The sequence below is a fragment of the Hyphococcus luteus genome, assembly GCF_002943565.1.
Taxonomy (GTDB): domain Bacteria; phylum Pseudomonadota; class Alphaproteobacteria; order Caulobacterales; family Parvularculaceae; genus Hyphococcus; species Hyphococcus luteus.
Window position 1 is genome coordinate 830,773 of the sequence record NZ_PJCH01000005.1, and the last position, 18,651, is coordinate 849,423.

Here is an 18,651-nt window from a genome sequence, read left to right on the forward strand (position 1 = left end):
TGCCTGGTGGATAAAGAGCGAGCCATGACGAATAACGCGCAACTGACCGGCCGGCCCTTTGAGTGGTTGAGCGAGGAAGACCGGAAGGCGGTGGAAACGCCTTCCTGGTCCAAGGGCGCGCGCATCGCGATTTTCCATTTCGCGTTTTATATCGCGACGCTTTATCTCGCCATCGGCCCGTTTCCGCTTTGGGCTAATTTGATCGGCGGTTTTCTCAACGGCTTCGCGCTCGGTCTTCTTTTCATCATCGGCCATGACTGCGTCCACAAATGTTTCTTTCCGAATTTGCGCGCCAATCAGATCATGGGCCGGCTGACCTTTCTGCCGACCGCCCATTCGGCGAGCCTGTGGGAGGCGGGACATAACCGCTTCCATCACGGCAAGACCAATTTCAAGGGCGTCGATTATGTCTGGACGCCCATGTCGCTAGAGGACTACCGCGCAGCCTCGCCTTGGCGCCGCTTCCTCGAACGTTTGAATCGCGGCCTCGTCGGCCAGTTTTTCAACTATCCGGTGACCATCTGGATCCCGAAATTGATCCTGCCCGTCGCCCCGGAAGTGCGCGCGCAATGGAAGCGCTATGCCTGGGATTCGGTGCTGGTGGTGCTCGGTCATGGCGCGATCATCGCGGCGATCCTCGCGCTTGGCAAAATGTGGAACCCCGAGATGAGCTATCTGGCGATTTTCGCGGTCGCCTGGCTCCTGCCGATGATCGTCTGGAATTTCCTCGCCTCGTTCAGCTTTTACCTGCATCATGCCCATGAGGATCAGCACTGGTTCGACAGGCCCGAAGACTGGTCGTTCTACCAGTCGGTCATTGAAGGCACGACGCATCTGGAAATCCCGGCGCTGAAATGGCTGGGGCTTTATTACAACGTCATGGAGCACACAGCCCATCACGCCCTGTCGACGATCCCGATCTACCATCTCGACAAGGCGGGCAAAATTTTACGCGCCCATTACGGCGATGCGGTGACGGCCTATGAGTTTTCCTTCCGCGACTATTTCCGCATTCTGAAAGCCTGCAAGCTTTACGACTATCGGAACCATCAGTGGACGGACTTCGAAGGAAATCCCACAGGTCCGGCGCTCAATGAACGCCGCGAGCCGGTGCTCGCTGCTGCGCAGTAAGGCTCAGACGCCCGGCGCCCAGTCCGGCGGGGCCATTTCAAAGCCTGAAAACTCGAAGGCCGGGGAGACGGTGCAGCCCACAAGCGTCCAGTCGCCAAGGCTTTCCGCCGCCTGCCAGCACAAAGGCGGCAGGATGATCTGCGGGGCTTCGCCCTTGTTGAGGTCGGGGCCGAGAATGGCGTCCTTGCGAGTCTTGCCGTCTTCGGAGAGGGAAAGGCGGAGGCCCGCCCCGGCGTAATAATGCCAGGTTTCGGTCGCGTCCACGCGATGCCAGTGGGAGCGTTCGCCGCGTTTTAAAAGATAATAGATTGCCGTGCCGCTGGCGCGCGTCCCTTCTTTTGCCGGGGCGCGCCAGGTTTCGCGAAACCAGCCGCCTTCGGGATGAGGCTGGAGGTTCAGTGCGGCGATGATCTCGTCTGCGGTCAAGGCTGGGGCGGTCAAGAGTCGGAAAGGCTTGAGACGTCGGGAACGGCGACGGCGTGAAAGCCCGCATCCACATGCAGGGTCTCGCCGGCGCAGGAAAGGCCGAGATCGGACAGCAGATAAAGCGCCGCGCCGGCGACGCCTTCCATCGTCGTGTCCTCCTTCAGAAGCGACCAGTCGCGTCCCGTGGACATGAGCTGGCGCCCGCCGGTGATGCCCGCCATGGCGAGCGTTTTCATCGGCCCCGCCGAAATGGCGTTGACGCGAATGCCCTTCGGCCCGAGATCGCGCGCCACATAACGCATGGAGGCTTCGAGCGCGGCTTTCGCAACGCCCATCACATTGTAGTTCGGCACGATGCGTTCGGACCCCAGATAGGTGAGGGTAATCATCGCGCCGCCATCGGTCATCAGTTCGCTCGACCGGCGCGCCGCGTCGACGAACGAGAAAGCCGAGACGTCCATGGTGTCCTTGAAGTTCTGGCGCGTCGTATTCTCGACGAAGGAGCCTTTCAGCGCCTCCTTGTCGGTAAAAGCGATGGCGTGGACGAGAAAGTCGAGCTTGCCCCATTTGTCTTTGATTTCGGCGAATGTCCTGTCCATGTCCTCGTCGCTCATGACGTCGGTCTGAACGTAGAACTCGACGCCGATCGACTCGCCGAGCTGACGCACCCGGCTTTCCATGGCGGGGATATAGGAAAAGGCGAGCTCGGCGCCTTGCGCGGCGAGCTGCTGTGCGATGCCCCAGGCGATGGAGTTCTTGTTGGCGACGCCCATGATAAGGCCGCGCTTGCCTTTCATCAGATCGCCCTTGGGGAAAGCGGTGTCGCTCATGGGTCTTATCCTTTGCCAGCGCGGCGGGTCAGGCGCCGCTGCGATTAATCACCAGAATAGTGAGAATGAAATAAGCGAGCCAGACCAGCGCGTAAACGCCGAACCGCGTGGTTTTCGGCTGTTTTCGCACCACCGGCAGGATGAGACGGAACCACCACAGGCCGGCGCTTGCAATCGCCGCTGCAACAAGGCTGGCGATTAGCGATTCCAGGGTCAAAATCTAGATCCTCGAGATGACGAGGCAGCCATTGGTGCCGCCGAAGCCGAAAGAATTGGTCAGGAAGCAGTCGACTTTCGCATTGTCGACGCGCTCGCGGATGACCGGCAGGTCTTCGAAATCCGGGTCAATGGTCTCGATATGCGCCGACGCGGTGAGGAATTTGTCGCGCATCATGATGAGGCCGTAGACGAGTTCCTGCGCGCCGACGGCGCCCAGCGAATGGCCGGTCAGGGATTTCGTCGAGGAAAAGGGCGGCACTTCCGCACCGAAAACGTCGCGGATGGCTTGCGTTTCTTTCTTGTCGCCCACCGGCGTCGAGGTGCCGTGCGGATTGATGTAGTCGATGGGCTGGCGCACCTGTTCGAGTGCGCCGCGCATGCAGCGAACGGCGCCTTCGCCGGAAAGCTGCACCATGTCGTAGCCGTCGGAATTGGCGAAATAGCCGGTGATTTCGCCGAGGATCGGCGCGCCGCGCTTTTTCGCATGCTCATATTCTTCAAGCACCACCGTCGCGGCGCCGCCGGCGATGACGAAGCCGTCGCGGTCTTTGTCATAGGCGCGGCTCGCGACCGTAGGCGTGTCGTTAAAGTTTGTGGACATGGCGCCCATGGCGTCGAAAAGGTTCGCAAGCGTCCAATCGAGCTCTTCACCGCCGCCGGCGAAGACGATGTCCTGCTTGCCCCACATGATCTGCTCGGCCGCCGCGCCGATGCAGTGGAGCGAGGTGGTGCAGGCCGACGAGATCGAATAGTTGAGGCCGAGAATCTTGAACGGCACGGAAAGCGTCGCCGAATTGGTGGACGACATGGCTTTCGGCACCACGGTGGGGCCGATTTTCTTGGTGCCGCCGGTCTTGCGGGTGATGTCCGCCGCTTCGACGATGGCCTTTGTCGACGGCCCCCCTGAGCCCATGATGATGCCGGTCATGGGATGACTGACCTGGTCTTCAGAAAGCCCCGACTGTTCAATCGCCTCTTTCATGGCGATGTAATTCCAGCCCGCGCCCTCGCCCATGAACCGCCTTGTGCGCCGGTCGAGGATCTCTTCATAGTTGATCTTCGGCCGCGCCGAGACCTGACATTTAAATCCGTGCTCGGCGAAACTGGCGTCACGACCGACGCCGGAGCGCCCTTCGTAAAGAGCGTCTTTGACTTCATTCACATTGGCGCCGATGGAAGAAACGACTCCCATGCCGGTGATCACTACGCGCCGCATAAATATCCTTTCGCCTTCATCCGAAAACGTAAAAAGCGCCGCTTCCTTAAAGCGACAGTCCCGCGTCGAGCTGTTCACGCGAGAAGAGCCCGACCCTGAGGTCTTTCGCCTCGTAAATCTGGCGGCCGTCGACTTTCATGGCGCCGTCGGCGATGCCGAGGATCAGGGGCCGCGACATCATCCGGCGGACATTGAGCTCATAGGAGACAATCTTGGCCGACGGCACGACCATGCCGGAAAAGCGCACGTCCTTGGCGCCGAGCGCGCGTCCATGGCCGGGATGGCCGGACCAGGTCAGGAAAAAGCCCACCAGCTGCCACAGCGCGTCAAGGCCGAGACAGCCCGGCATGACCGGATCGCCGGGAAAATGGCAGTCGAAGAACCACAGGTCCGGATTGATGTCGAGTTCGGCTTCGATCCGGCCCTTTCCATAATCGCCGCCGTCGCCATTGATCAGCGTGATGCGGTCAAACATCAGCATCGGCGGCACGGGGAGCTGTGCTGTCCCGGGGCCTCTGAGGCCATGATAGCCGCACTCGAGGAGCTCCTCGCGGCTGTAACTGTTTTTCTGTTCGCTCATGCGTCCTTAACTGCCGAATTTCGCCCAGCGCGCGGATTGTCGCGCGGGTAGACCGCTTGGTAAAGGCGGGCATGCACAGGGTCAATTATGCGTTGCAACATTCCCTCAGGGGGTGTTTCGCACAAAGGCGGGGCCGCTTGAGGTCAGACCGCTTAAGGAAGCGGCGCCCCGGCTTGGGCCCCCCAGAAGGCGGAAGCCCGGGCCCAGCCTTTGCGGCCGTCGGCGGAGACCTTGAGCCAGCCGTCGCGCTCCGCCTCGACCCGGGCGATGACGCCGCGGCCGAGGCGCGCCCGGGCCGGGGCTCTGGCGTCGGGCTTGGCCCGCAAGGCGAGGCCGTCTTCGAGCACCAGCGCCGTTTCCGCGCCGGAGAGCTTCGATTTATGGGTCCAGCACTCATCGCCTTCCGAATCGCGGATTTTGCGCCAGTGATCCCGGGTTTCGGCGATGATCATCACCGGCAGCCCCTGGCGCTGATAGGTGAGGCGCACCTGATGGGCGAAACTCGGGCCCGCGCGGCAGAAGGTGGTTTTCGATTTGAGCGAGACGAGGCGCGGCACAGGCAGACCGGAAGGGGTGTCCAGACGGACGGTCATTTCCGGCTTCACAGCGGCGGCTTGCGTCCCCATCTTGGAATTGGCGGCTTGCGCCGCCGGGGCGGCTCCGGTCAAATAGAGACAAAGCGTCAGGCTGAAATATAATACGGAACGAATACGCGGCATGCTGAGGCGCTCAAAAATCTATCGAATGATGAATAAACCCTTACTCAACGCCAAAGCCGTTAATCGCAGGTTAACTATGGGCTCTTTTTCCGGTTCGCGGGCCGGCGCAAGGGGCCCTTTTGACGCCCGGGCGGCGGGGCGGCGCCCATGAGCGGCGCAACCGGCGGCAAAACCGTCAAGGTCGCGGTCACCCGCAAGCTGCCCGAGCCCGTGGAGGCGCGGCTTCGCGATCTTTTTGACGCCGTTTTTCACGAGAGCGACGATCCTCTCTCGCCGGCGGCGCTGATCGAGCGCGCCCGCGATGCGGACGTTCTGGCCCCGACATTGGGCGACAGGCTCGACGCGGCCTTTTTCGAGGCGGTGGGCGACCGCTTGAAGCTGGTGGCGAATTTCGGCGCCGGGGTCGATCATATCGATGTCGCCGCCGCCAACGCCCATGGCGTCACCGTCACCAACACGCCGTCGGTCCTCGCCGAGGACGCCGCCGACATGGCCATGGCGCTGATCCTTGCCGTGCCGCGCCGTCTCGTCGAAGGCGTGCGCGCGCTCGAAGCCGGAGAATTTCAGGGCTGGTCGCCGACCTGGATGCTGGGCCGCCGGGTGCGCGGCAAAAAGCTCGGCATTATCGGTTTGGGCCGCGTCGGCGAGGCGATTGCGCGCCGGGCGAAAGCCTTCGGCCTCTCCATCCATTATCACAACCGCTCGCCGATCAATCCGCATATCGAGGACGAACTCGACGCCACTTATTGGGACAGCCTCGACCAGATGCTCGCCCGCGTCGACATTGTGTCGGTGAATTGTCCGCACACCCCGGCGACGTTTCATTTGCTCTCGCGTCGGCGTCTCGAACTTTTACAACCCCAAGCCTATGTGGTGAATATTTCCCGCGGCGAGATCGTCGATGAAGAAGCGCTGGCGAGCATGATCGAGGAGGGCCGCCTCGCCGGCGCCGGGCTCGATGTCTATGAGCGCGGCGCGCCCAGCGAAAAACTCCTGAAAGCGCCCAATGTGGTGCTTTTGCCGCATATGGCCTCGGCGACGGTGGAAAGCCGCATCGAGATGGGCGAGCGCATGATCATCAACATCAAGATGTTCTCCGACGGCCATAAGCCGCCCGACCGCGTGATCCTGGGGCTCGATGATGGCCGCCTGCCCCAGGCGGGCTAAAGGCGGGCTAAGTTCAGAATTTCATGGAAAGGCTGACCGCGCCGAATTGCTGCGCGCTTGTCTGCGTTTCGAATTCCTTTGTGCGCGTCACAAAGGTGTAGGCGACCTGAAAGCGCCGGAACTGCAGGGCGAGCCCTGCCTGCACTTCGCCTACAAGCACGTTCTTCTCCACGGAAGGATCGCCGTCGCGAAAGAGACTCCCGTCGAGAAAGATGTTGTGGGCGACGGCGCTGCCGTTGACGCCTAAAAACAGATACCAGCTGAAATCGTCCACGGGCGAGAAAAAGCCGGCGCCGGCGAGCGCCGGGCGCACGCGCGGCGGTCCGTAGTCGGATATAAGATCATTGCCGATGCGCAGCGTGAGACCGCCGCGGGCGCGCGTGTCCACATTGCCGAGGGACGCGCCGATGCTCGGCGTAAGATCGGCGCCGAAACCATTGTCGCCGAATTCGCGCAGCGCGCGAAACTGCCGGTCATAGGAAAGAACGAAACCGGGCTCGTTGCCGATCTGGTTGTCCCAGCCGTTCACCGGATCGCCGTTGATCAAGTCATGCCAGTTGTTCTGCAGCCATTCGCCCTGCGCCGCCGGGCCGACCACGCCGGCCTGCAGCGTGATCTGCTGCACGCGCTGGCGCTGTTCGACGACCACGGAATATTCGCCGTAAAGCCAGCCGGCGTAAGGATGCTGGTCCGGCAGCGGTTCCGTCGCCAGCGTGTCTTCGGGCGTGAAGATCGAATGGCCGACCGCGAAGCCGCGGCGAATGCCGGCGTCCGGTCCGGCGCCGAGAATGTCATGGGCGAGCGTGCTGGAGACGCCGTGCGGCTGCTTCAGGCCGGAAAGATAGGAGATCCGGACGCCATTGGTGTAATTGCGGTCCGTATTGGCGAAATAATCGTTTTCCCAGACAAAGGACCAGGTGGCGCGCTCGTCCATGGGAAGCGGCGGCGCGTCCTCTGCGGCGTCCTGCGCCAGATCCTGAGCTTGGGCGGCGCCGGCGCTGATCGCAAGGGCGCATGCAAACAGCGCTGAAAAGCCGGTTCTTCTCTTCATGGATCCCCGTTTGGGCGGCGTTGAATCGGGACGCCATAACACCCGTCCGGCCATAACAAAAGTTAGAGACGGTTTAATATCGGATGACTGTTCAGTGGCGCGCGCCTAAAGAGTAGCCAGCGCGGTCTGAATAGAGGAAACGCGAATTATGGGTTTTTACAGCGATCATATCGAGCCGGCGCTTGTCTCCTGCGCCTGCGGGATGAAGGCGATTTCGCGCGAGCGCGAGAAGATCGTGCCGGCGGCGGCGGGAAAGGTGCTCGAGGTCGGCTTCGGCTCCGGCCTGAACGCGCCTTACTACGACCAGTCGGCGATCACCCATCTTTACGCGCTGGAGCCTTCGGCGGCGATGCGCGCGCGCGCCGCGAAACGGATCGCCGGGCTTTCCTTCCCGCTGGAATGGCTGGACCTGCCCGGCGAAGAGATTCCGCTGCCTGAGGCCTCGGTGGATACGGTCCTCGTCACCTATACGCTGTGCACCATCCCCGGCGTCGAGGCGGCGCTCCAGGGCATGCGCCGGGTCTTGAAGCCCGGCGGCAAGATGATTTTTCTGGAGCATGGCCTCTCCCCGGACGCCGGCGTCGCCAAATGGCAGAACCGCCTCGACGGGATCTGGGGCAAGCTCGCCGGGGGATGTCATTTGAACCGCGACCCGGCGTCACTCATCCGTGAGGCGGGCTTTAAAATATCGGCCCTCGACCAACATTACGCCCCAGGAGCGCCGAAATTCGCGGGCTACATGACCGGCGGCGTGGCGGCGAAGTAACAGATGCGTCACAACCGTGCGGATGTCTGCAATTTTAGTTGAATCGCAAGGTTCCAGGCGCATCATTCGGTTAAGGTCCGGTTAAGGCTGTTTCCGGCCCGCCGGATTTTGTATAGGCGGCAACAAGAGGGGGGCGCAAAAGAACGCCCCTCATAAAGGTCAGACGGGAACGTAACGTGCGTAGGTTTTTAGGCATCGGGATTTTATGCGTCGCAGCGGGCGCCGCCCAGGCGGATTCCGTTCCGGGCGCCATGAACAGCTTCGCTAAATACGCCGACCCGGGTCAGGCGGTCGCCGCGGTGAAAACGGAATTCAGCGCCGCGCCGGGCCAGGCCGTGCGTCTCGCCATCTATGACAGCGAGGAGGCCTTTCTCGAACGCGCGCGGGCGAAGCATGAGGCCCGGCTCGACGAAGAAGGCGTCGCGGTGCTGCCGCTCGCGGATCTGGAGCCCGGCGAATACGCCTTCGCCGCCTATCTCGACGAAAACGGCGACGGCAAGCTCAATCGCGGCAAAATCCTCGGGCGTCCGAAAGAGCCGGTGGCGTTTTCCAATGGCGTCAAGCCGAAGCTCAGAAAACCGCGCTATGACGAAACCAAGGTCGCCGTCGGCCCCGGCCGCGTCGTCGTCATCACCCTCGAAGACTGAGCCGGTTCGCTTGCGCCAGCACGCAGGGCGGCCAATTCGCATCGCCGTCCTTCGAGACGCAAAATCCTTCATCCTGAGGAGGCGCGGCAGCGCCGTCTCGAAGGGCGAAGGATTTTTGCTCCTCAGGATGAAGAGGCGATGCGGATTGGCCGCCCTGCGCTCTAATTCATCCGTGTACGCTGCAATCGGGGCAGGCGGGATCCGCCGGCAGTTTGACGGTGCGAAAGGCGCCGCCGAGCCCGTCATAAAGCATCAACCGCCCGGCGAGGCTGTCGCCGACGGAGAGCAGCTCTTTTAAAACCTCCATGGCCGCGAGCGTTCCCATGACGCCGGTGACCGCGCCGAGGACGCCTTCCTCGGCGCAGTTCACCTGTTCCTCGCGCGGCGGCTCTTCCGGCACGAGGCAGCGGTAACAGGGCAGGACGCCCGGATCGGCGAAAGGCTTGAAGGTCGAAAGCTGGCCTTCGAAACGCCCGACCGCGGCGGAGACGAGGGGCGTTTTCTCAGCGATGCAGGCGCGGTTCAGCGCATAGCGCGCCGCGAAATTGTCGACGCCTTCGACGACGAGGTCGTAACCGGAAACGATCTTGCGGGCGTTCTCTTCGGTGACCCGCGGATGCGCGTCGCTTTTCACATGCGGGTTCAGCCGGGCTATCGCTTCGCGCGCCGCTTCCACCTTGTCGCGGCCGACATCTTCCGTGCGGAACAGGGTCTGGCGCTGCAGGTTCGACAGGGAAACGACATCGTCGTCTGCAATGCCGAGCAGGCCGACGCCCGCCGCGGCGAGATAGGACAGGATCGGACTGCCGAGCCCGCCGGCGCCGACCACAAGCACGCGCGCGGCGAGGAGCTTTTGCTGGCCCTGTCCGCCCACCTCGCGAAGGAGGATATGGCGGGCGTAGCGTTCGCGTTCTTCCGGGGTCATGCGCGCGCCTTCTATTTCGATAACAGCTCTTCGCGCACTTTCAGCGCGCGCGTGCCCAGATAAATCTCGCGCAGGAAAAGCGACAGCCCGCCCGCCATGGAGACCATGGCGGCGATGAACATCACCGCGACGATGGCGCCGGCGGGGACGTCGATGAAGTCGCCGATGAAAAGCGTCGCCACCACGAGGCAGACAAGAAGCGCGGCGATGGAAAACAACAGGACCGCGCGCTGGGCGAGCTGCATGCGCCGGTCGAGACTGACAAGCTCGGCGCGGATGCGTTCGGCTTCCTGATCGTTGCGCGGCTGAAGCGCGCGTTCCTCAAGGTGACGCGCCCGGTCGATGACGCGCGCAAGACGCGTCGTCACGACGCCGAGCAGCGAGCCGATCCCCGCGAGCAGGAAAACCGGCGCCACGGCGAGCTCGATAATGTGGGCGATGTCGGAAATCTGGTTCATGGCGGTCTTCTAACGGATGTTGCGCGAGGCCGCATCTCCTGCCGGGGCCTTCGGCCCCGTGAAACAATTTTGCGTCATTTCAATCCCGGCTTCGTTTAAAACGGCGTCATTGCTGGCGTTCAGGGAAGTTTGGCGCCATTTGCGTAAAAATGTTTCACGGGGGTGTTTCATCGGTCGCTCCATCTTTTTCGATGTCATCCCGCACGCGTCCGCAGCACCGAAGATGACGCCGCGCAGATGCGGGATCCATAATTGCAGACCACTATAAAGCCGTTTCGTTCCCCGTGGATAAGTCCGCACCGAATGCGGGTTTGCGGCAAGAATTCATCGCCTTTGAGGTGGACCGAAGCCTCCATTCCCGTTTTTGGGGCGCCCTGCTCATCCGAAGAGTTCGTAAAGCACGCGGTTGAGGAGGCGCCGCCCGTCGGCGGCAGCGCAAAGCGTCCGGCCGTCCCAATGGAGAAGGCCGTCGCCCACAAGCCGGTCGAGTTTTTCGTAAGCCCCGGCCTCGGCGAAAAACGCGTCCGTCTCGGCGAAGGCGACTCCCTTGTGCAGCCTGAGCCCCATGGAAAGCCGCTCCATCTCCGCCTCGCGGGGGGAAAGCGCGGTTTCCTCATGGGGCGCGCCGGCGAGATAGTCTTTCGGGGAGAGCGGCGTTTCCACAGCGATGCGCGCGCCGTTTTCGGTGAGGCGTCCATGGGCGCCGGGACCTGCGCCCACATAATCGCCATAGGTCCAGTAGATGAGATTGTGCCGGCTTTCTTCTCCGGGCGCTGCGTGGTTCGAAATCTCATAAGCGGGAAGGCCCGCCGCCGCGGTCATCTCCTGCGCCGCGTCGAACATGTCGGCGCAAAGATCGTCGCCGGCGGGCGCCCAGCGGCCCTTGTCGACCGCGACGTCGAAGGCCGTGCCCGGCTCGATGGTGAGCTGGTAGAGGGAGAGATGGCTAGCGCCGAGGGCCAGCGCTTCGGCAAGCTCTGCGCGCCAGTGATCGAGGCTCTGGCCGGGCCGCGCATAGATGAGATCGAAGGTGACGCGGGGGAACGCCTTTTGCGCCGCCTCGATGGCGCGGATCGCCGCGGCGGCGTCATGATCGCGCCCGAGAAATTGCAGGGCGCCGTCGCGCAGGGATTGAACGCCGAGCGACAGACGGTTGACCCCGGCGCCCGCGAACGCCTCGAAACGCGATTGCTCCGCATCCGTCGGATTGGCTTCGAGGGTGATCTCGGCGCCGTCCTCAAAGCCCCACAGGCGCGCGCAAACCTCGATGACGCTTTCGATGACGGGGATCGGCGCCAGCGACGGCGTGCCGCCGCCGAAATAAAGACTTTGAAGTTTCCGGCCCTGCGTGCGCTTTGCGTAATGTTCGAGATCGCGGGTCAGTGCTTGGCCCCACGCGCCTGCGTCTACGGGGCGGTTCTTGTAGACATTGAAATCGCAATAGGGGCAGATCCGGGCGCAGTAAGGCCAGTGGACATAAACCCCGAGCGGCGCGGTCATGGCGCGGCGGCCGCCGATTCGGCGAGGTCGATGGTGTGGTCGAGAAGCTCGCGCCCGCCCATAGGGCCGTGACTGGGGATGACGATCTCGGCTTCCGGAAAGGCTTCCGCGACGTTCCTTGCCGCTTGCGCCCAATGGTTCACATCGCCGTCGGCGGTGTTGCCGAGATCGCTCGCTTCGCCCGGGCGAATGAGGCAGCCGCCGAACAGCACTTTCGCCGGGGCGTAATAGACGACGATATTGTCGCGCGTGTGTCCGGCGCCGGGGTAATAAACCTCCAGCGGCGTCCCGGAATAGCCGGCGAAATAAAGCTGTTTCCCCTTTTCCAGAAGATGCATCGAAGTTTGAGCGGGCGTTAAACCGCGCGCCGGCGCATCCTCGTTTGAAAATTTATGCGCGATGGTTTCGACGCCATGGGCGTGAAGGGCTTTCATGCCGCCCATCTTGTCGGCGTGGGCGTGGGTGACGATGGCTTTCGCCGGCATCGCGCCGGTCTCCGCTTCGATCAGCGCCAGCAAGTCTTCCGTATCCGCATCGGTCCATGCTGTGTCGATCAGAACGACGCCCGTGTCGACTTTCACGACAAGCCCCTGTGACAGGACAAGGCCCCACCCGTTCACATGACGCCAGCTTTTGTGAATCCAGACATCGTCTGCGATCTTTTCGAGAACAGGCGCTTGATGCGTTTCGCCTTGCGCCGGTTCCTCAGCAGCGCGCGCCGATGCGGCGATGAAAACCAAAAAAGCGGCGAGAAAAACTTTCCACATCAAAAATGCGCTTTCATCAGTTTACGGAAGGCGTCGGCCCGGTGGGAGATCGCGTGTTTCTCCTCCGGCTCCATTTGCCCGAAGGTGATATGATAGCCGTCGGGCGTGAAAATGGGATCGTAGCCGAAGCCTTTCTCGCCGCGCCCGGGAAACACCAACACGCCCGTCACCTCGCCTTCGAAGGTCTCGGTGTGCCCGTCCGGCCAGGCGAGCGTCAGGGCGCAGACGAAGCGGGCGGAGAAGTCTTCGGTCCCGGTGTCGAAAACCGCCGTTTCGACCTTTTTCATGGCCATCTCGAAATCCCGGGGCTCGCCGGCCCAGCGGGCGGAGAAAATCCCCGGCGCGCCGCCGAGCGCGGTCACGGAGAGCCCTGAATCGTCGGCGAGGGCGGGAAGCCCTGAGGCTTTTGCGGCGGCCAGCGCCTTCAATTCGGCGTTCTCGGCGAAGGTCGTTCCGGTCTCTTCGGGGTCGCCCAACCCCAGTTTTTTGGCCGAGACCGCCTCGATCCCGAGCGGAGAAAGCAAGTCATTGATTTCTTTTACTTTTCCATCATTGTGGGAGGCGATGACAAGCCGTCCCGGCCCTAATTTGCGCACAGTTTCGCCCATCTTTTTATCCCTTATCGAAAAAAAATTATCGTTTTTCGGCAAAAACCCCTTGCATCGTTTTTCGATAAGTGTATATCGATAATCAACAAGACGGCAAAACCAACGCCGCATCAGGAAAACCCAAAGGCTCCATAGCAGCCGGCGGGAAAAAAGAAAAAGGGCCATCAAGAGCCCAAAGGAGAAACCCAAAGGGGCAAGGCCGTCCCCGCCCGCAAATCCGGCGAAACGGCCAGATAAAAAAAGAGCGGCAGGAAAAACCTGGCCGCTCAAAGAGATCAAACGAGTCGCTAACACAGGAAAGAAAAGGAGAAACCCATGCGCTTTGCTAACTCAGACTTTAGTTTCGGTAAATTCGCCGGTTTTGTCAATGGACTGGTCGTCGTCTCGGCCATCGTTCTCATCGGCTCCGGCTATGTCTCGGCCCTCGGTTCCTTTGCAGGAGTGGCGTAATGTCGAGATTGATCCAGACCGCTTCGGCGGGCCTGTTCGCAGCAGTTGCGGCGGCCTGCCTTTACTCCCTCGCAGTCGCCGCTCCGGGCGACGGCGTGAAGGAAGAAAGAGCTGACGGCGTTCGCCAAAGCTGCGAAAAGGCGTTCTGTCTGGTCGCGTTTTTCTAAAGTGGCGCGCGCTAAGCTGGTTAGGGCGCGCCATTTCCAGGCTTTGCGCCGGCCCTCTTTTCTTGGCGCGCATTAACGGAGACCCCCCGTCATGAAAGCGATAGGCAAAGGATCCCTGTCCTCCATCCTCGCCATGGGCCTTCACATCACGCGCATCATCATGTGGATCGCATTTGGCGGCGTGACGATAGCGCTCATCGTCCTGCCCTTCGTTCCGGCGCTGACAATGATGTTCGGCGGCGATGCGGATATCGAGGGCGATGAATTTTTCGACGTGGCGCTCGCCTTCGCCACCATCGCGGTGATGCTGTTTGTCGTAAACCGGCTTCTCGAAATCCTGAAAACCCTGCGCTTCGGATCGCCTTTCGTGAAGGAGAACGCCGACCGGTTTCGCGGCGTCGGCTATGCGCTCTTGATCGGGGAGGGCGCGAAATTCGCCTTCGGCTTTCTGTCGATGATTTACGACGCGGAAGTCAGCATCAATTCGTCCTTCATCACCTGGCTCGCGATTATTGCGGTGTTCGTGCTTTCGGAAGTCTTCCGCGAAGGCGCGCGCATGAAAGAAGAACAGGACCTCACCGTTTAATGTCGATTTCGGTCAAACTCGATCGCGTCCTTCTGGATCGCGGCATGTCGCTGACGGAGCTTTCCGAGCGCGTCGGGGTGACCATCGCCAATCTCTCGATCCTCAAAACCGGCAAGGCGAAAGCCATCCGCTTTTCGACGCTCGAAGCGATCTGCAAGGAGCTCGACTGCCAGCCGGGCGACATTCTTTTCTTTGAAGACGACGGCAAACCGTCCCCCGACTAGCGGGCTTTACCGATAAGGGGCCGCGGCAGTGTCTTCCGCCGCTTCCTCCGGCTCGTCATCGTTGAGCGGCACGGCGGCGCCGACCTTGGGGCTCATCCAGGCATAGATCAAAAGCGCGAACGCCGCAGCGGCGGTGAACATGAAAGGCGCGGCGGGCGCCAGCCCGTAAAGCGCAAAGCCGACCACCGGCGAGACGATGAACCCGACCGCCCCGAAAGAACTGGCGATGCCGATGGCGCCGCCTTGTTCCTCCGGTTCCACAGCAAGCGAGGTCGCCGCCGTCGCCGCGGGCACCGCCAGCCCCGCGCCGAAGCCGCTCCCGACATCCCGATCACCACCGGCCACAAATGATCCGTGAGGAAGATCAGGCAATGCCCCGCGCCCATCAGGGCCGGGGCGATGCGCATCAGCGTCGCCGGCGGCAGATGCAGGCGCTGCACCACGATGAGCTGGGAAAACAGCGAACAGACGGCGCCGGCGGTGAGCCCGATGCTCACATAATGCGGTGCGTCCGCGGTGGAATAGCCGAGCCGGTCGATGAAATAAAAAGCGATGGCCTGCATCGGGATCGCATTGATGATGCCGAACGAAAGCGCGAACAGGAAAAACGGAACGAGGCGCGCATCCAAAAGGCGCACATTCACGGAGCGGCTGTGTTGCTTTGGCCCCGTGCGTTCGGGCAGGAAAAAATAAACGGCGGCCAGCATCACGGCGCCGATGGCCGCGGCGGCGTAAAACGGCGCCGCTGGACCGATCAACGAGGTCGCCGCACCGAAGCCGGGCCCCAGCATGGCGCCGAACCCGAAGGCGGCGGAAAAGCTGGCGATCCCCGCCGTGCGCTCGCGTTTCGAGGTGCGGTCGGCGATATAGGCCTGCGCCGCCGGCGGGCTCGCCGAGCCGATCAGCCCGTAAAGCGAACGCATGGCGACGATCAGCACATAAAGCGGCAGGCCGGAGAGGACGCCCGCAAGGCCGAGCGCCAGCGAGGCGCCGAACAGGGTCGTCGAAAAGGTGAAGCCGAAAAGGCCGATCAGGATGAAAGGCTTGCGGCCCCGGCGGTCGCTCATTTTTCCCCAGCGCGGCCCGCAAAAGACCCAGGCCGAAGCGGAGATGGCGAAGATCGCCCCGACCTGAAAATTCGACAGGCCGAGCTCGCGCCCCAGCGGCGGCAGCACCGAAAAGACGATGGTCTGGCCCATGCCGGCGCAGACGGCGCCGACGAGCAGCAGCATGATGGCGATCCGCCGCTGCAGGGGGCTCGTGACGGCGCGCGCGGATGCGTCCGGCGCAGAAGAGGGCGCGTGAGGGTCCATCGGGTTGGGGCTCCGGTGATGCGCGCACACTCACCACGCCGGCGCGCAATTGGCAATCGGCAATGGCGCCTTTTGCGAGTTCCCAGACGGGCGTCCTCCCGGTAAGGTGTTCGGGACCCTAAAAAGGAGGCGCTTATGTCGGAATTCGTTCCACTCGAAGGCGGCTGCGCCTGCGGCGCCGTTCGATACCGGCTGACCGCGCCGCCGCTTTTCGTTCATTGCTGCCATTGCCGCTGGTGCCAGCGCGAGACCGGGTCTTCCTATGCGCTGAACGCCATGATCGAAATGGATTGCGTTGACATGTTGGGCGAAGAGGCGGTCCGCATCGACACGCCGTCGGAAAGCGGGCGCGGCCAGAAAATCCATCGCTGCCCGACATGCCATCTGGCGCTGTGGAGCCATTATGGCGGGGCGGGCGAGGCCATCGCCTTCATCCGTGTGGGAACGCTCGACGACCCGGATGCGGTTCCGCCCGACATCCATATTTTCACCGAGTCGAAACAGCCCTGGGTGACGCTCTCCCACGAGGTTCCGGCGGTCAAAACCTATTACAAGATGAGCGAATACTGGCCCGAAGAGAGCCAGATAAGGCTGAAAGCGGCGAAAGACGCTTTCGCGGCGGGACAGGGGTAAGCCTTGCGGGCAGCGTCTCAATTCGCCTTCGCCCTTCGAGACGGCGCTGCTCCTTCATCCTGAGGGCGCGCCTGAAAAGGCGCGCGTCTCGAAGGACGAAGGTGCAGGGCCCCTCAGGATGAAGGCGAATTGAGGCGTTGCCGGTTTGCGGGCCAATTGCGGGATGGGCCTCAAACCCTTATATCCCGCCCCTTATGGCGACGCTCGACCTCTCCAAAAGCCCTGAAACAACGGGCCCCTTGAACTTTGCCGGGATGACCCGCGGCGAGATCGCGGGGGTTTTGGGCGAGGCGTTCGGGCTCGACGAGAAAAAGGCGAAGATGCGCGCCACCCAGCTCTGGCGCTGGATCTATCATTATGGGCAGACGGACTTTTCGGCGATGACCGACATCGCCAAGGAGATGCGCGCCGGCCTCGCCGAGCGCTTCGTCGTGGCGCGCCCGGAAGTGACCGAACGCCTCGTCTCCGTCGACGGCACGCGCAAATATCTGATCCGGCTCGGCCCGGGCGTCGAGGTCGAATGCGTCTTCATCCCTGATGTGGGCCGCGCCGGGGCGCTGTGCGTGTCGTCCCAGGTCGGCTGCACGCTCGCCTGCACCTTCTGCCATACGGGCACGCAAAAACTCGTCCGTAACCTGACATCCGCCGAAATCGTCAACCAGGTGATGGCGGTCAAGGACGATCTCGAGGAATGGCCCTCGGGCAAGGAAGACCGGCGCCTCTCCAACATTGTCTTCATGGGCATGGGCGAGCCGCTCTATAATCTTGATAATGTCGCGAAGGCGATCGACGTCATTTCCGACGGCGACGGGATTTCCCTCTCGCGCCGGCGCATCACGGTGTCGACCTCGGGCGTGGTGCCGGAGATGCATCGCCTCGGCGAGGAAACCGCCGCCATGCTGGCGATCTCGCTCCACGCGACCAACGATCCCCTGCGCAACGAACTGGTGCCGATCAACAGGAAATACCCCATCGCCGAGCTGATGGAGGCCTGCCGGAATTATCCGGGCGTCGGCAATGCGCGGCGCATCACCTTCGAATATGTGATGCTGAAAGACGTCAACGACTCTGACGCCGAAGCGCGCGAACTGGTGCGGCTCCTAAAGGGCGTTCCCGCCAAGATCAACCTGATCCCGTTCAACCCGTGGCCCGGCGCGCCTTACGAGTGCTCAAGCTGGGAGCGCATCGAAGGCTTCGCCGACATTCTCTCGCGCGCCGGCTACGCCTCGCCGATCCGCACGCCCCGCGGCCGGGACATCTTCGCCGCCTGCGGACAATTAAAGTCCGAAAGCGTCAAGAAACGTGCGAGCGAGGCGAGGAAAGAGCGGATGGGTGCTGTCTAGGGGGGATAAATGCCGTCTGGAACTCTTGAATGGAAGCGTGGTCTATTCGGCCCTGTTACTCGCATCGAATATACGCCGGAAGCAATTATATTTCAGCGCGCCGACAAAACAGAAACAATTCTGTATACTGATATAAAAGATATTTATTTTAAACACGAAAAGGCAATGTATCCTTTTCTGCACGTGATCTCCTTTGATCTTGCATCAAGTGATGAGCGACAAATACGTTTAGATATGTCTGTCTTTGGGCTTGGCGGCGAGAAGTATTCTCTGCTCAAGAAATCTATTTCCGACATTCTGTTTAACTATCAGGCCGTATATAGAGATGCGAAAGTTCATATAGGGATCCGGCAAAATAAAATTATGAGTCTCGTGTTTTTCGGCGCGCTAGCGCTTTCATTGCTTTTTTCATTCTATCAAATGAAAGAAGAAGAATACGGAGATTGGTGGATTAATCTCTTGGCGGTTGCGCTGGTTTTTGCAATAGCTATTCCAGTTTGGTATTTTGGTATGAAGCCAAAAATTAAACCTGTTGATGAGATAATAAACCGGCTGAATTAAATTCAGTATAGCAACCGATTTTGAGTGTGGCAGCTAAGCCCTCCCCTTCCGCCGCGCCTCAAACGCCGCCATCTGTTCCGGCGTCGCTTCCTTCTGATATTTCGATTTCCACTCCGAGTAAGGCATGCCGTAGACGCGTTCGCGGGCTTCTTCCTTGGTGAGGGAAAGGCCTTCGGCTTCGGCGGCTTCTCTCCACCAGTCGCCGAGGCAGTTGCGGCAGAAATCGGCGAGGATCATGAGGTCGATATTCTGCACGTCGGTGCGGTTTTGAAGATGCGAAACGAGGCGCCGGAAGGCGGCGGCGTCGAGCTTGTCCTGCAGCTCCGGGGAAATCTCGGTCATGACGTTTATCCTCAAAATCAGT

The 18,651-nt window shown here is 61.6% G+C and carries 25 protein-coding genes and 2 pseudogenes; 11 read left to right on the forward strand and 16 right to left on the reverse strand.

The features are described from left to right. Window positions 1–24 precede the first annotated feature (24 nt). A complete protein-coding gene (locus CW354_RS08935) occupies window positions 25–1,131 on the forward strand; it encodes a fatty acid desaturase (RefSeq protein ID WP_104829654.1) in 1,107 nt (368 codons plus the stop codon). 3 nt (window positions 1,132–1,134) lie between these two features. On the opposite strand, the gene CW354_RS08940 is transcribed toward CW354_RS08935, so the two are convergent. From CW354_RS08940 to CW354_RS08965, 6 genes are all read right to left on the reverse strand, one after another. After that, a complete protein-coding gene (locus tag CW354_RS08940) occupies window positions 1,135–1,557 on the reverse strand; it encodes a cupin domain-containing protein (RefSeq protein ID WP_207764726.1) in 423 nt (140 codons plus the stop codon). An 11-nt stretch (window positions 1,558–1,568) separates the two neighbouring features. Continuing rightward, entirely contained in the window at window positions 1,569–2,387 is an 819-nt protein-coding gene (locus CW354_RS08945; RefSeq protein WP_104829656.1) for an enoyl-ACP reductase FabI, read from the reverse strand. 28 nt (window positions 2,388–2,415) lie between these two features. Further along, window positions 2,416–2,604 carry a hypothetical protein gene (locus tag CW354_RS08950; RefSeq protein WP_104829657.1) on the reverse strand — a complete coding sequence of 63 codons (189 nt, stop codon included), beginning with the start codon at window positions 2,602–2,604 and terminating at the stop codon, window positions 2,416–2,418. 3 nt (window positions 2,605–2,607) lie between these two features. After that, entirely contained in the window at window positions 2,608–3,822 is a 1,215-nt protein-coding gene (gene fabB / locus CW354_RS08955) for a beta-ketoacyl-ACP synthase I (protein WP_104830072.1), read from the reverse strand. 46 nt (window positions 3,823–3,868) lie between these two features. Continuing rightward, on the reverse strand, window positions 3,869–4,402 hold the full coding sequence (gene fabA, locus CW354_RS08960; protein ID WP_104829658.1) for a bifunctional 3-hydroxydecanoyl-ACP dehydratase/trans-2-decenoyl-ACP isomerase: 534 nt from the start codon (window positions 4,400–4,402) through the stop codon (window positions 3,869–3,871). Between the two features lie 152 nt (window positions 4,403–4,554). Continuing rightward, complete coding sequence (locus CW354_RS08965; RefSeq protein ID WP_104829659.1) at window positions 4,555–5,121, reverse strand: SH3 domain-containing protein; 567 nt, start codon at window positions 5,119–5,121, stop codon at window positions 4,555–4,557. A gap of 147 nt (window positions 5,122–5,268) precedes the next feature. On the opposite strand from CW354_RS08965, the gene CW354_RS08970 reads away from it, so the two are divergent. Next, window positions 5,269–6,288 carry a 2-hydroxyacid dehydrogenase gene (locus CW354_RS08970; RefSeq protein WP_104829660.1) on the forward strand — a complete coding sequence of 340 codons (1,020 nt, stop codon included), beginning with the start codon at window positions 5,269–5,271 and terminating at the stop codon, window positions 6,286–6,288. Between the two features lie 13 nt (window positions 6,289–6,301). On the opposite strand, the gene CW354_RS08975 is transcribed toward CW354_RS08970, so the two are convergent. After that, complete coding sequence (locus CW354_RS08975; protein WP_165793612.1) at window positions 6,302–7,339, reverse strand: lipid A deacylase LpxR family protein; 1,038 nt, start codon at window positions 7,337–7,339, stop codon at window positions 6,302–6,304. Between the two features lie 148 nt (window positions 7,340–7,487). Here CW354_RS08975 and CW354_RS08980 point away from each other — a divergent pair, with 148 nt between their 5' ends. After that, on the forward strand, window positions 7,488–8,105 hold the full coding sequence (locus tag CW354_RS08980; RefSeq protein WP_104829662.1) for a class I SAM-dependent methyltransferase: 618 nt from the start codon (window positions 7,488–7,490) through the stop codon (window positions 8,103–8,105). 176 nt (window positions 8,106–8,281) lie between these two features. Beyond that, the gene (locus CW354_RS08985) at window positions 8,282–8,752 is read left to right on the forward strand and encodes a DUF2141 domain-containing protein (protein WP_104829663.1); all 471 of its coding nucleotides are present in this window, start codon (window positions 8,282–8,284) and stop codon (window positions 8,750–8,752) included. Between the two features lie 166 nt (window positions 8,753–8,918). Here CW354_RS08985 and CW354_RS08990 read toward each other — a convergent pair whose 3' ends face one another. From CW354_RS08990 to rdgB, 5 genes are all read right to left on the reverse strand, one after another. Continuing rightward, window positions 8,919–9,677, reverse strand: a complete 759-nt coding sequence (locus tag CW354_RS08990; protein WP_104829664.1) for a HesA/MoeB/ThiF family protein — start codon at window positions 9,675–9,677, stop codon at window positions 8,919–8,921. Window positions 9,678–9,688: 11 nt separating this feature from the next. Beyond that, complete coding sequence (locus CW354_RS08995; RefSeq protein ID WP_104829665.1) at window positions 9,689–10,135, reverse strand: DUF2721 domain-containing protein; 447 nt, start codon at window positions 10,133–10,135, stop codon at window positions 9,689–9,691. Between the two features lie 378 nt (window positions 10,136–10,513). Next, window positions 10,514–11,635 carry a radical SAM family heme chaperone HemW gene (gene hemW, locus CW354_RS09000; RefSeq protein WP_104829666.1) on the reverse strand — a complete coding sequence of 374 codons (1,122 nt, stop codon included), beginning with the start codon at window positions 11,633–11,635 and terminating at the stop codon, window positions 10,514–10,516. Then, window positions 11,632–12,402, reverse strand: coding sequence for a subclass B1 metallo-beta-lactamase (gene bla / locus CW354_RS09005; protein WP_104829667.1), 771 nt, complete (start codon window positions 12,400–12,402; stop codon window positions 11,632–11,634). The genes hemW and bla overlap by 4 nt, the downstream gene beginning before the upstream one ends. After that, window positions 12,402–13,010 carry an RdgB/HAM1 family non-canonical purine NTP pyrophosphatase gene (gene rdgB, locus CW354_RS09010; protein WP_104830073.1) on the reverse strand — a complete coding sequence of 203 codons (609 nt, stop codon included), beginning with the start codon at window positions 13,008–13,010 and terminating at the stop codon, window positions 12,402–12,404. Before rdgB ends, bla begins: the two co-directional genes overlap by 1 nt. A gap of 315 nt (window positions 13,011–13,325) precedes the next feature. On the opposite strand from rdgB, the gene CW354_RS23930 reads away from it, so the two are divergent. The 4 genes from CW354_RS23930 (at window position 13,326) to CW354_RS09020 (ending at window position 14,437) form a co-directional block, all read left to right on the forward strand. Further along, on the forward strand, window positions 13,326–13,460 hold the full coding sequence (locus tag CW354_RS23930; protein WP_279303122.1) for a hypothetical protein: 135 nt from the start codon (window positions 13,326–13,328) through the stop codon (window positions 13,458–13,460). Next, complete coding sequence (locus CW354_RS23370; RefSeq protein WP_165793613.1) at window positions 13,460–13,627, forward strand: hypothetical protein; 168 nt, start codon at window positions 13,460–13,462, stop codon at window positions 13,625–13,627. Before CW354_RS23930 ends, CW354_RS23370 begins: the two co-directional genes overlap by 1 nt. 91 nt (window positions 13,628–13,718) lie before the next feature. Beyond that, window positions 13,719–14,213: a DUF2975 domain-containing protein gene (locus tag CW354_RS09015; RefSeq protein WP_104829668.1), complete on the forward strand. Its 495-nt coding sequence runs from the start codon at window positions 13,719–13,721 to the stop codon at window positions 14,211–14,213. Beyond that, window positions 14,213–14,437 (forward strand): helix-turn-helix domain-containing protein, encoded by a 225-nt coding sequence (locus CW354_RS09020; protein WP_104829669.1) that lies wholly within the window; start codon window positions 14,213–14,215, stop codon window positions 14,435–14,437. The genes CW354_RS09015 and CW354_RS09020 overlap by 1 nt, the downstream gene beginning before the upstream one ends. Before the next feature lie 6 nt (window positions 14,438–14,443). On the opposite strand, the gene CW354_RS23935 is transcribed toward CW354_RS09020, so the two are convergent. The 3 genes and pseudogenes from CW354_RS23935 to CW354_RS23800 all read right to left on the reverse strand — a co-directional run. After that, entirely contained in the window at window positions 14,444–14,578 is a 135-nt protein-coding gene (locus tag CW354_RS23935; protein WP_279303123.1) for a hypothetical protein, read from the reverse strand. Window positions 14,579–14,587: 9 nt separating this feature from the next. Beyond that, window positions 14,588–14,782 (reverse strand): annotated as a pseudogene (locus tag CW354_RS24040) (MFS transporter); the annotation flags it as partial. Beyond that, window positions 14,773–15,750: pseudogene (locus CW354_RS23800) on the reverse strand (MFS transporter); the annotation flags it as partial. The pseudogenes CW354_RS24040 and CW354_RS23800, both read right to left, overlap by 10 nt. Window positions 15,751–15,885: 135 nt before the next feature. Here CW354_RS23800 and CW354_RS09030 point away from each other — a divergent pair. From CW354_RS09030 to CW354_RS09040, 3 genes are all read left to right on the forward strand, one after another. Next, entirely contained in the window at window positions 15,886–16,383 is a 498-nt protein-coding gene (locus CW354_RS09030) for a GFA family protein (RefSeq protein WP_104829671.1), read from the forward strand. Window positions 16,384–16,577: 194 nt separating this feature from the next. After that, window positions 16,578–17,726 carry a dual-specificity RNA methyltransferase RlmN gene (gene rlmN, locus CW354_RS09035; protein ID WP_104829672.1) on the forward strand — a complete coding sequence of 383 codons (1,149 nt, stop codon included), beginning with the start codon at window positions 16,578–16,580 and terminating at the stop codon, window positions 17,724–17,726. A gap of 9 nt (window positions 17,727–17,735) precedes the next feature. Further along, entirely contained in the window at window positions 17,736–18,287 is a 552-nt protein-coding gene (locus CW354_RS09040) for a hypothetical protein (protein WP_104829673.1), read from the forward strand. Window positions 18,288–18,320: 33 nt separating this feature from the next. Here the strand turns inward: CW354_RS09040 and CW354_RS09045 are convergent, their stop codons facing one another. Next, window positions 18,321–18,629 carry a DUF1244 domain-containing protein gene (locus CW354_RS09045; protein ID WP_104829674.1) on the reverse strand — a complete coding sequence of 103 codons (309 nt, stop codon included), beginning with the start codon at window positions 18,627–18,629 and terminating at the stop codon, window positions 18,321–18,323. Between the last annotated feature and the right edge of the window lie 22 nt (window positions 18,630–18,651).

What these genes read in the sequence shown, in the direction of transcription:
- CW354_RS08995 (WP_104829665.1), bottom strand. Translation starts at nt 10,135, where the DNA reads ATGAACCAGATTTCCGACATCGCCCACATTATCGAGCTCGCCGTGGCG.
- hemW (WP_104829666.1), bottom strand. Translation starts at nt 11,635, where the DNA reads ATGACCGCGCCGCTCGGGGTTTATGTCCACTGGCCTTACTGCGCCCGG.
- bla (WP_104829667.1), bottom strand. Translation starts at nt 12,402, where the DNA reads ATGTGGAAAGTTTTTCTCGCCGCTTTTTTGGTTTTCATCGCCGCATCG.
- CW354_RS23370 (WP_165793613.1), top strand. Translation starts at nt 13,460, where the DNA reads ATGTCGAGATTGATCCAGACCGCTTCGGCGGGCCTGTTCGCAGCAGTT.
- CW354_RS08965 (WP_104829659.1), bottom strand. Translation starts at nt 5,121, where the DNA reads ATGCCGCGTATTCGTTCCGTATTATATTTCAGCCTGACGCTTTGTCTC.
- CW354_RS08975 (WP_165793612.1), bottom strand. Translation starts at nt 7,339, where the DNA reads ATGAAGAGAAGAACCGGCTTTTCAGCGCTGTTTGCATGCGCCCTTGCG.
- rdgB (WP_104830073.1), bottom strand. Translation starts at nt 13,010, where the DNA reads ATGGGCGAAACTGTGCGCAAATTAGGGCCGGGACGGCTTGTCATCGCC.
- CW354_RS23930 (WP_279303122.1), top strand. Translation starts at nt 13,326, where the DNA reads ATGCGCTTTGCTAACTCAGACTTTAGTTTCGGTAAATTCGCCGGTTTT.
- fabA (WP_104829658.1), bottom strand. Translation starts at nt 4,402, where the DNA reads ATGAGCGAACAGAAAAACAGTTACAGCCGCGAGGAGCTCCTCGAGTGC.
- CW354_RS08990 (WP_104829664.1), bottom strand. Translation starts at nt 9,677, where the DNA reads ATGACCCCGGAAGAACGCGAACGCTACGCCCGCCATATCCTCCTTCGC.
- CW354_RS08980 (WP_104829662.1), top strand. Translation starts at nt 7,488, where the DNA reads ATGGGTTTTTACAGCGATCATATCGAGCCGGCGCTTGTCTCCTGCGCC.
- CW354_RS08935 (WP_104829654.1), top strand. Translation starts at nt 25, where the DNA reads ATGACGAATAACGCGCAACTGACCGGCCGGCCCTTTGAGTGGTTGAGC.
- CW354_RS08970 (WP_104829660.1), top strand. Translation starts at nt 5,269, where the DNA reads ATGAGCGGCGCAACCGGCGGCAAAACCGTCAAGGTCGCGGTCACCCGC.
- CW354_RS09020 (WP_104829669.1), top strand. Translation starts at nt 14,213, where the DNA reads ATGTCGATTTCGGTCAAACTCGATCGCGTCCTTCTGGATCGCGGCATG.
- CW354_RS09040 (WP_104829673.1), top strand. Translation starts at nt 17,736, where the DNA reads ATGCCGTCTGGAACTCTTGAATGGAAGCGTGGTCTATTCGGCCCTGTT.
- CW354_RS08945 (WP_104829656.1), bottom strand. Translation starts at nt 2,387, where the DNA reads ATGAGCGACACCGCTTTCCCCAAGGGCGATCTGATGAAAGGCAAGCGC.
- CW354_RS09045 (WP_104829674.1), bottom strand. Translation starts at nt 18,629, where the DNA reads ATGACCGAGATTTCCCCGGAGCTGCAGGACAAGCTCGACGCCGCCGCC.
- CW354_RS23935 (WP_279303123.1), bottom strand. Translation starts at nt 14,578, where the DNA reads ATGTTCACCGCCGCTGCGGCGTTCGCGCTTTTGATCTATGCCTGGATG.
- rlmN (WP_104829672.1), top strand. Translation starts at nt 16,578, where the DNA reads ATGGCGACGCTCGACCTCTCCAAAAGCCCTGAAACAACGGGCCCCTTG.
- CW354_RS09015 (WP_104829668.1), top strand. Translation starts at nt 13,719, where the DNA reads ATGAAAGCGATAGGCAAAGGATCCCTGTCCTCCATCCTCGCCATGGGC.
- CW354_RS09030 (WP_104829671.1), top strand. Translation starts at nt 15,886, where the DNA reads ATGTCGGAATTCGTTCCACTCGAAGGCGGCTGCGCCTGCGGCGCCGTT.
- fabB (WP_104830072.1), bottom strand. Translation starts at nt 3,822, where the DNA reads ATGCGGCGCGTAGTGATCACCGGCATGGGAGTCGTTTCTTCCATCGGC.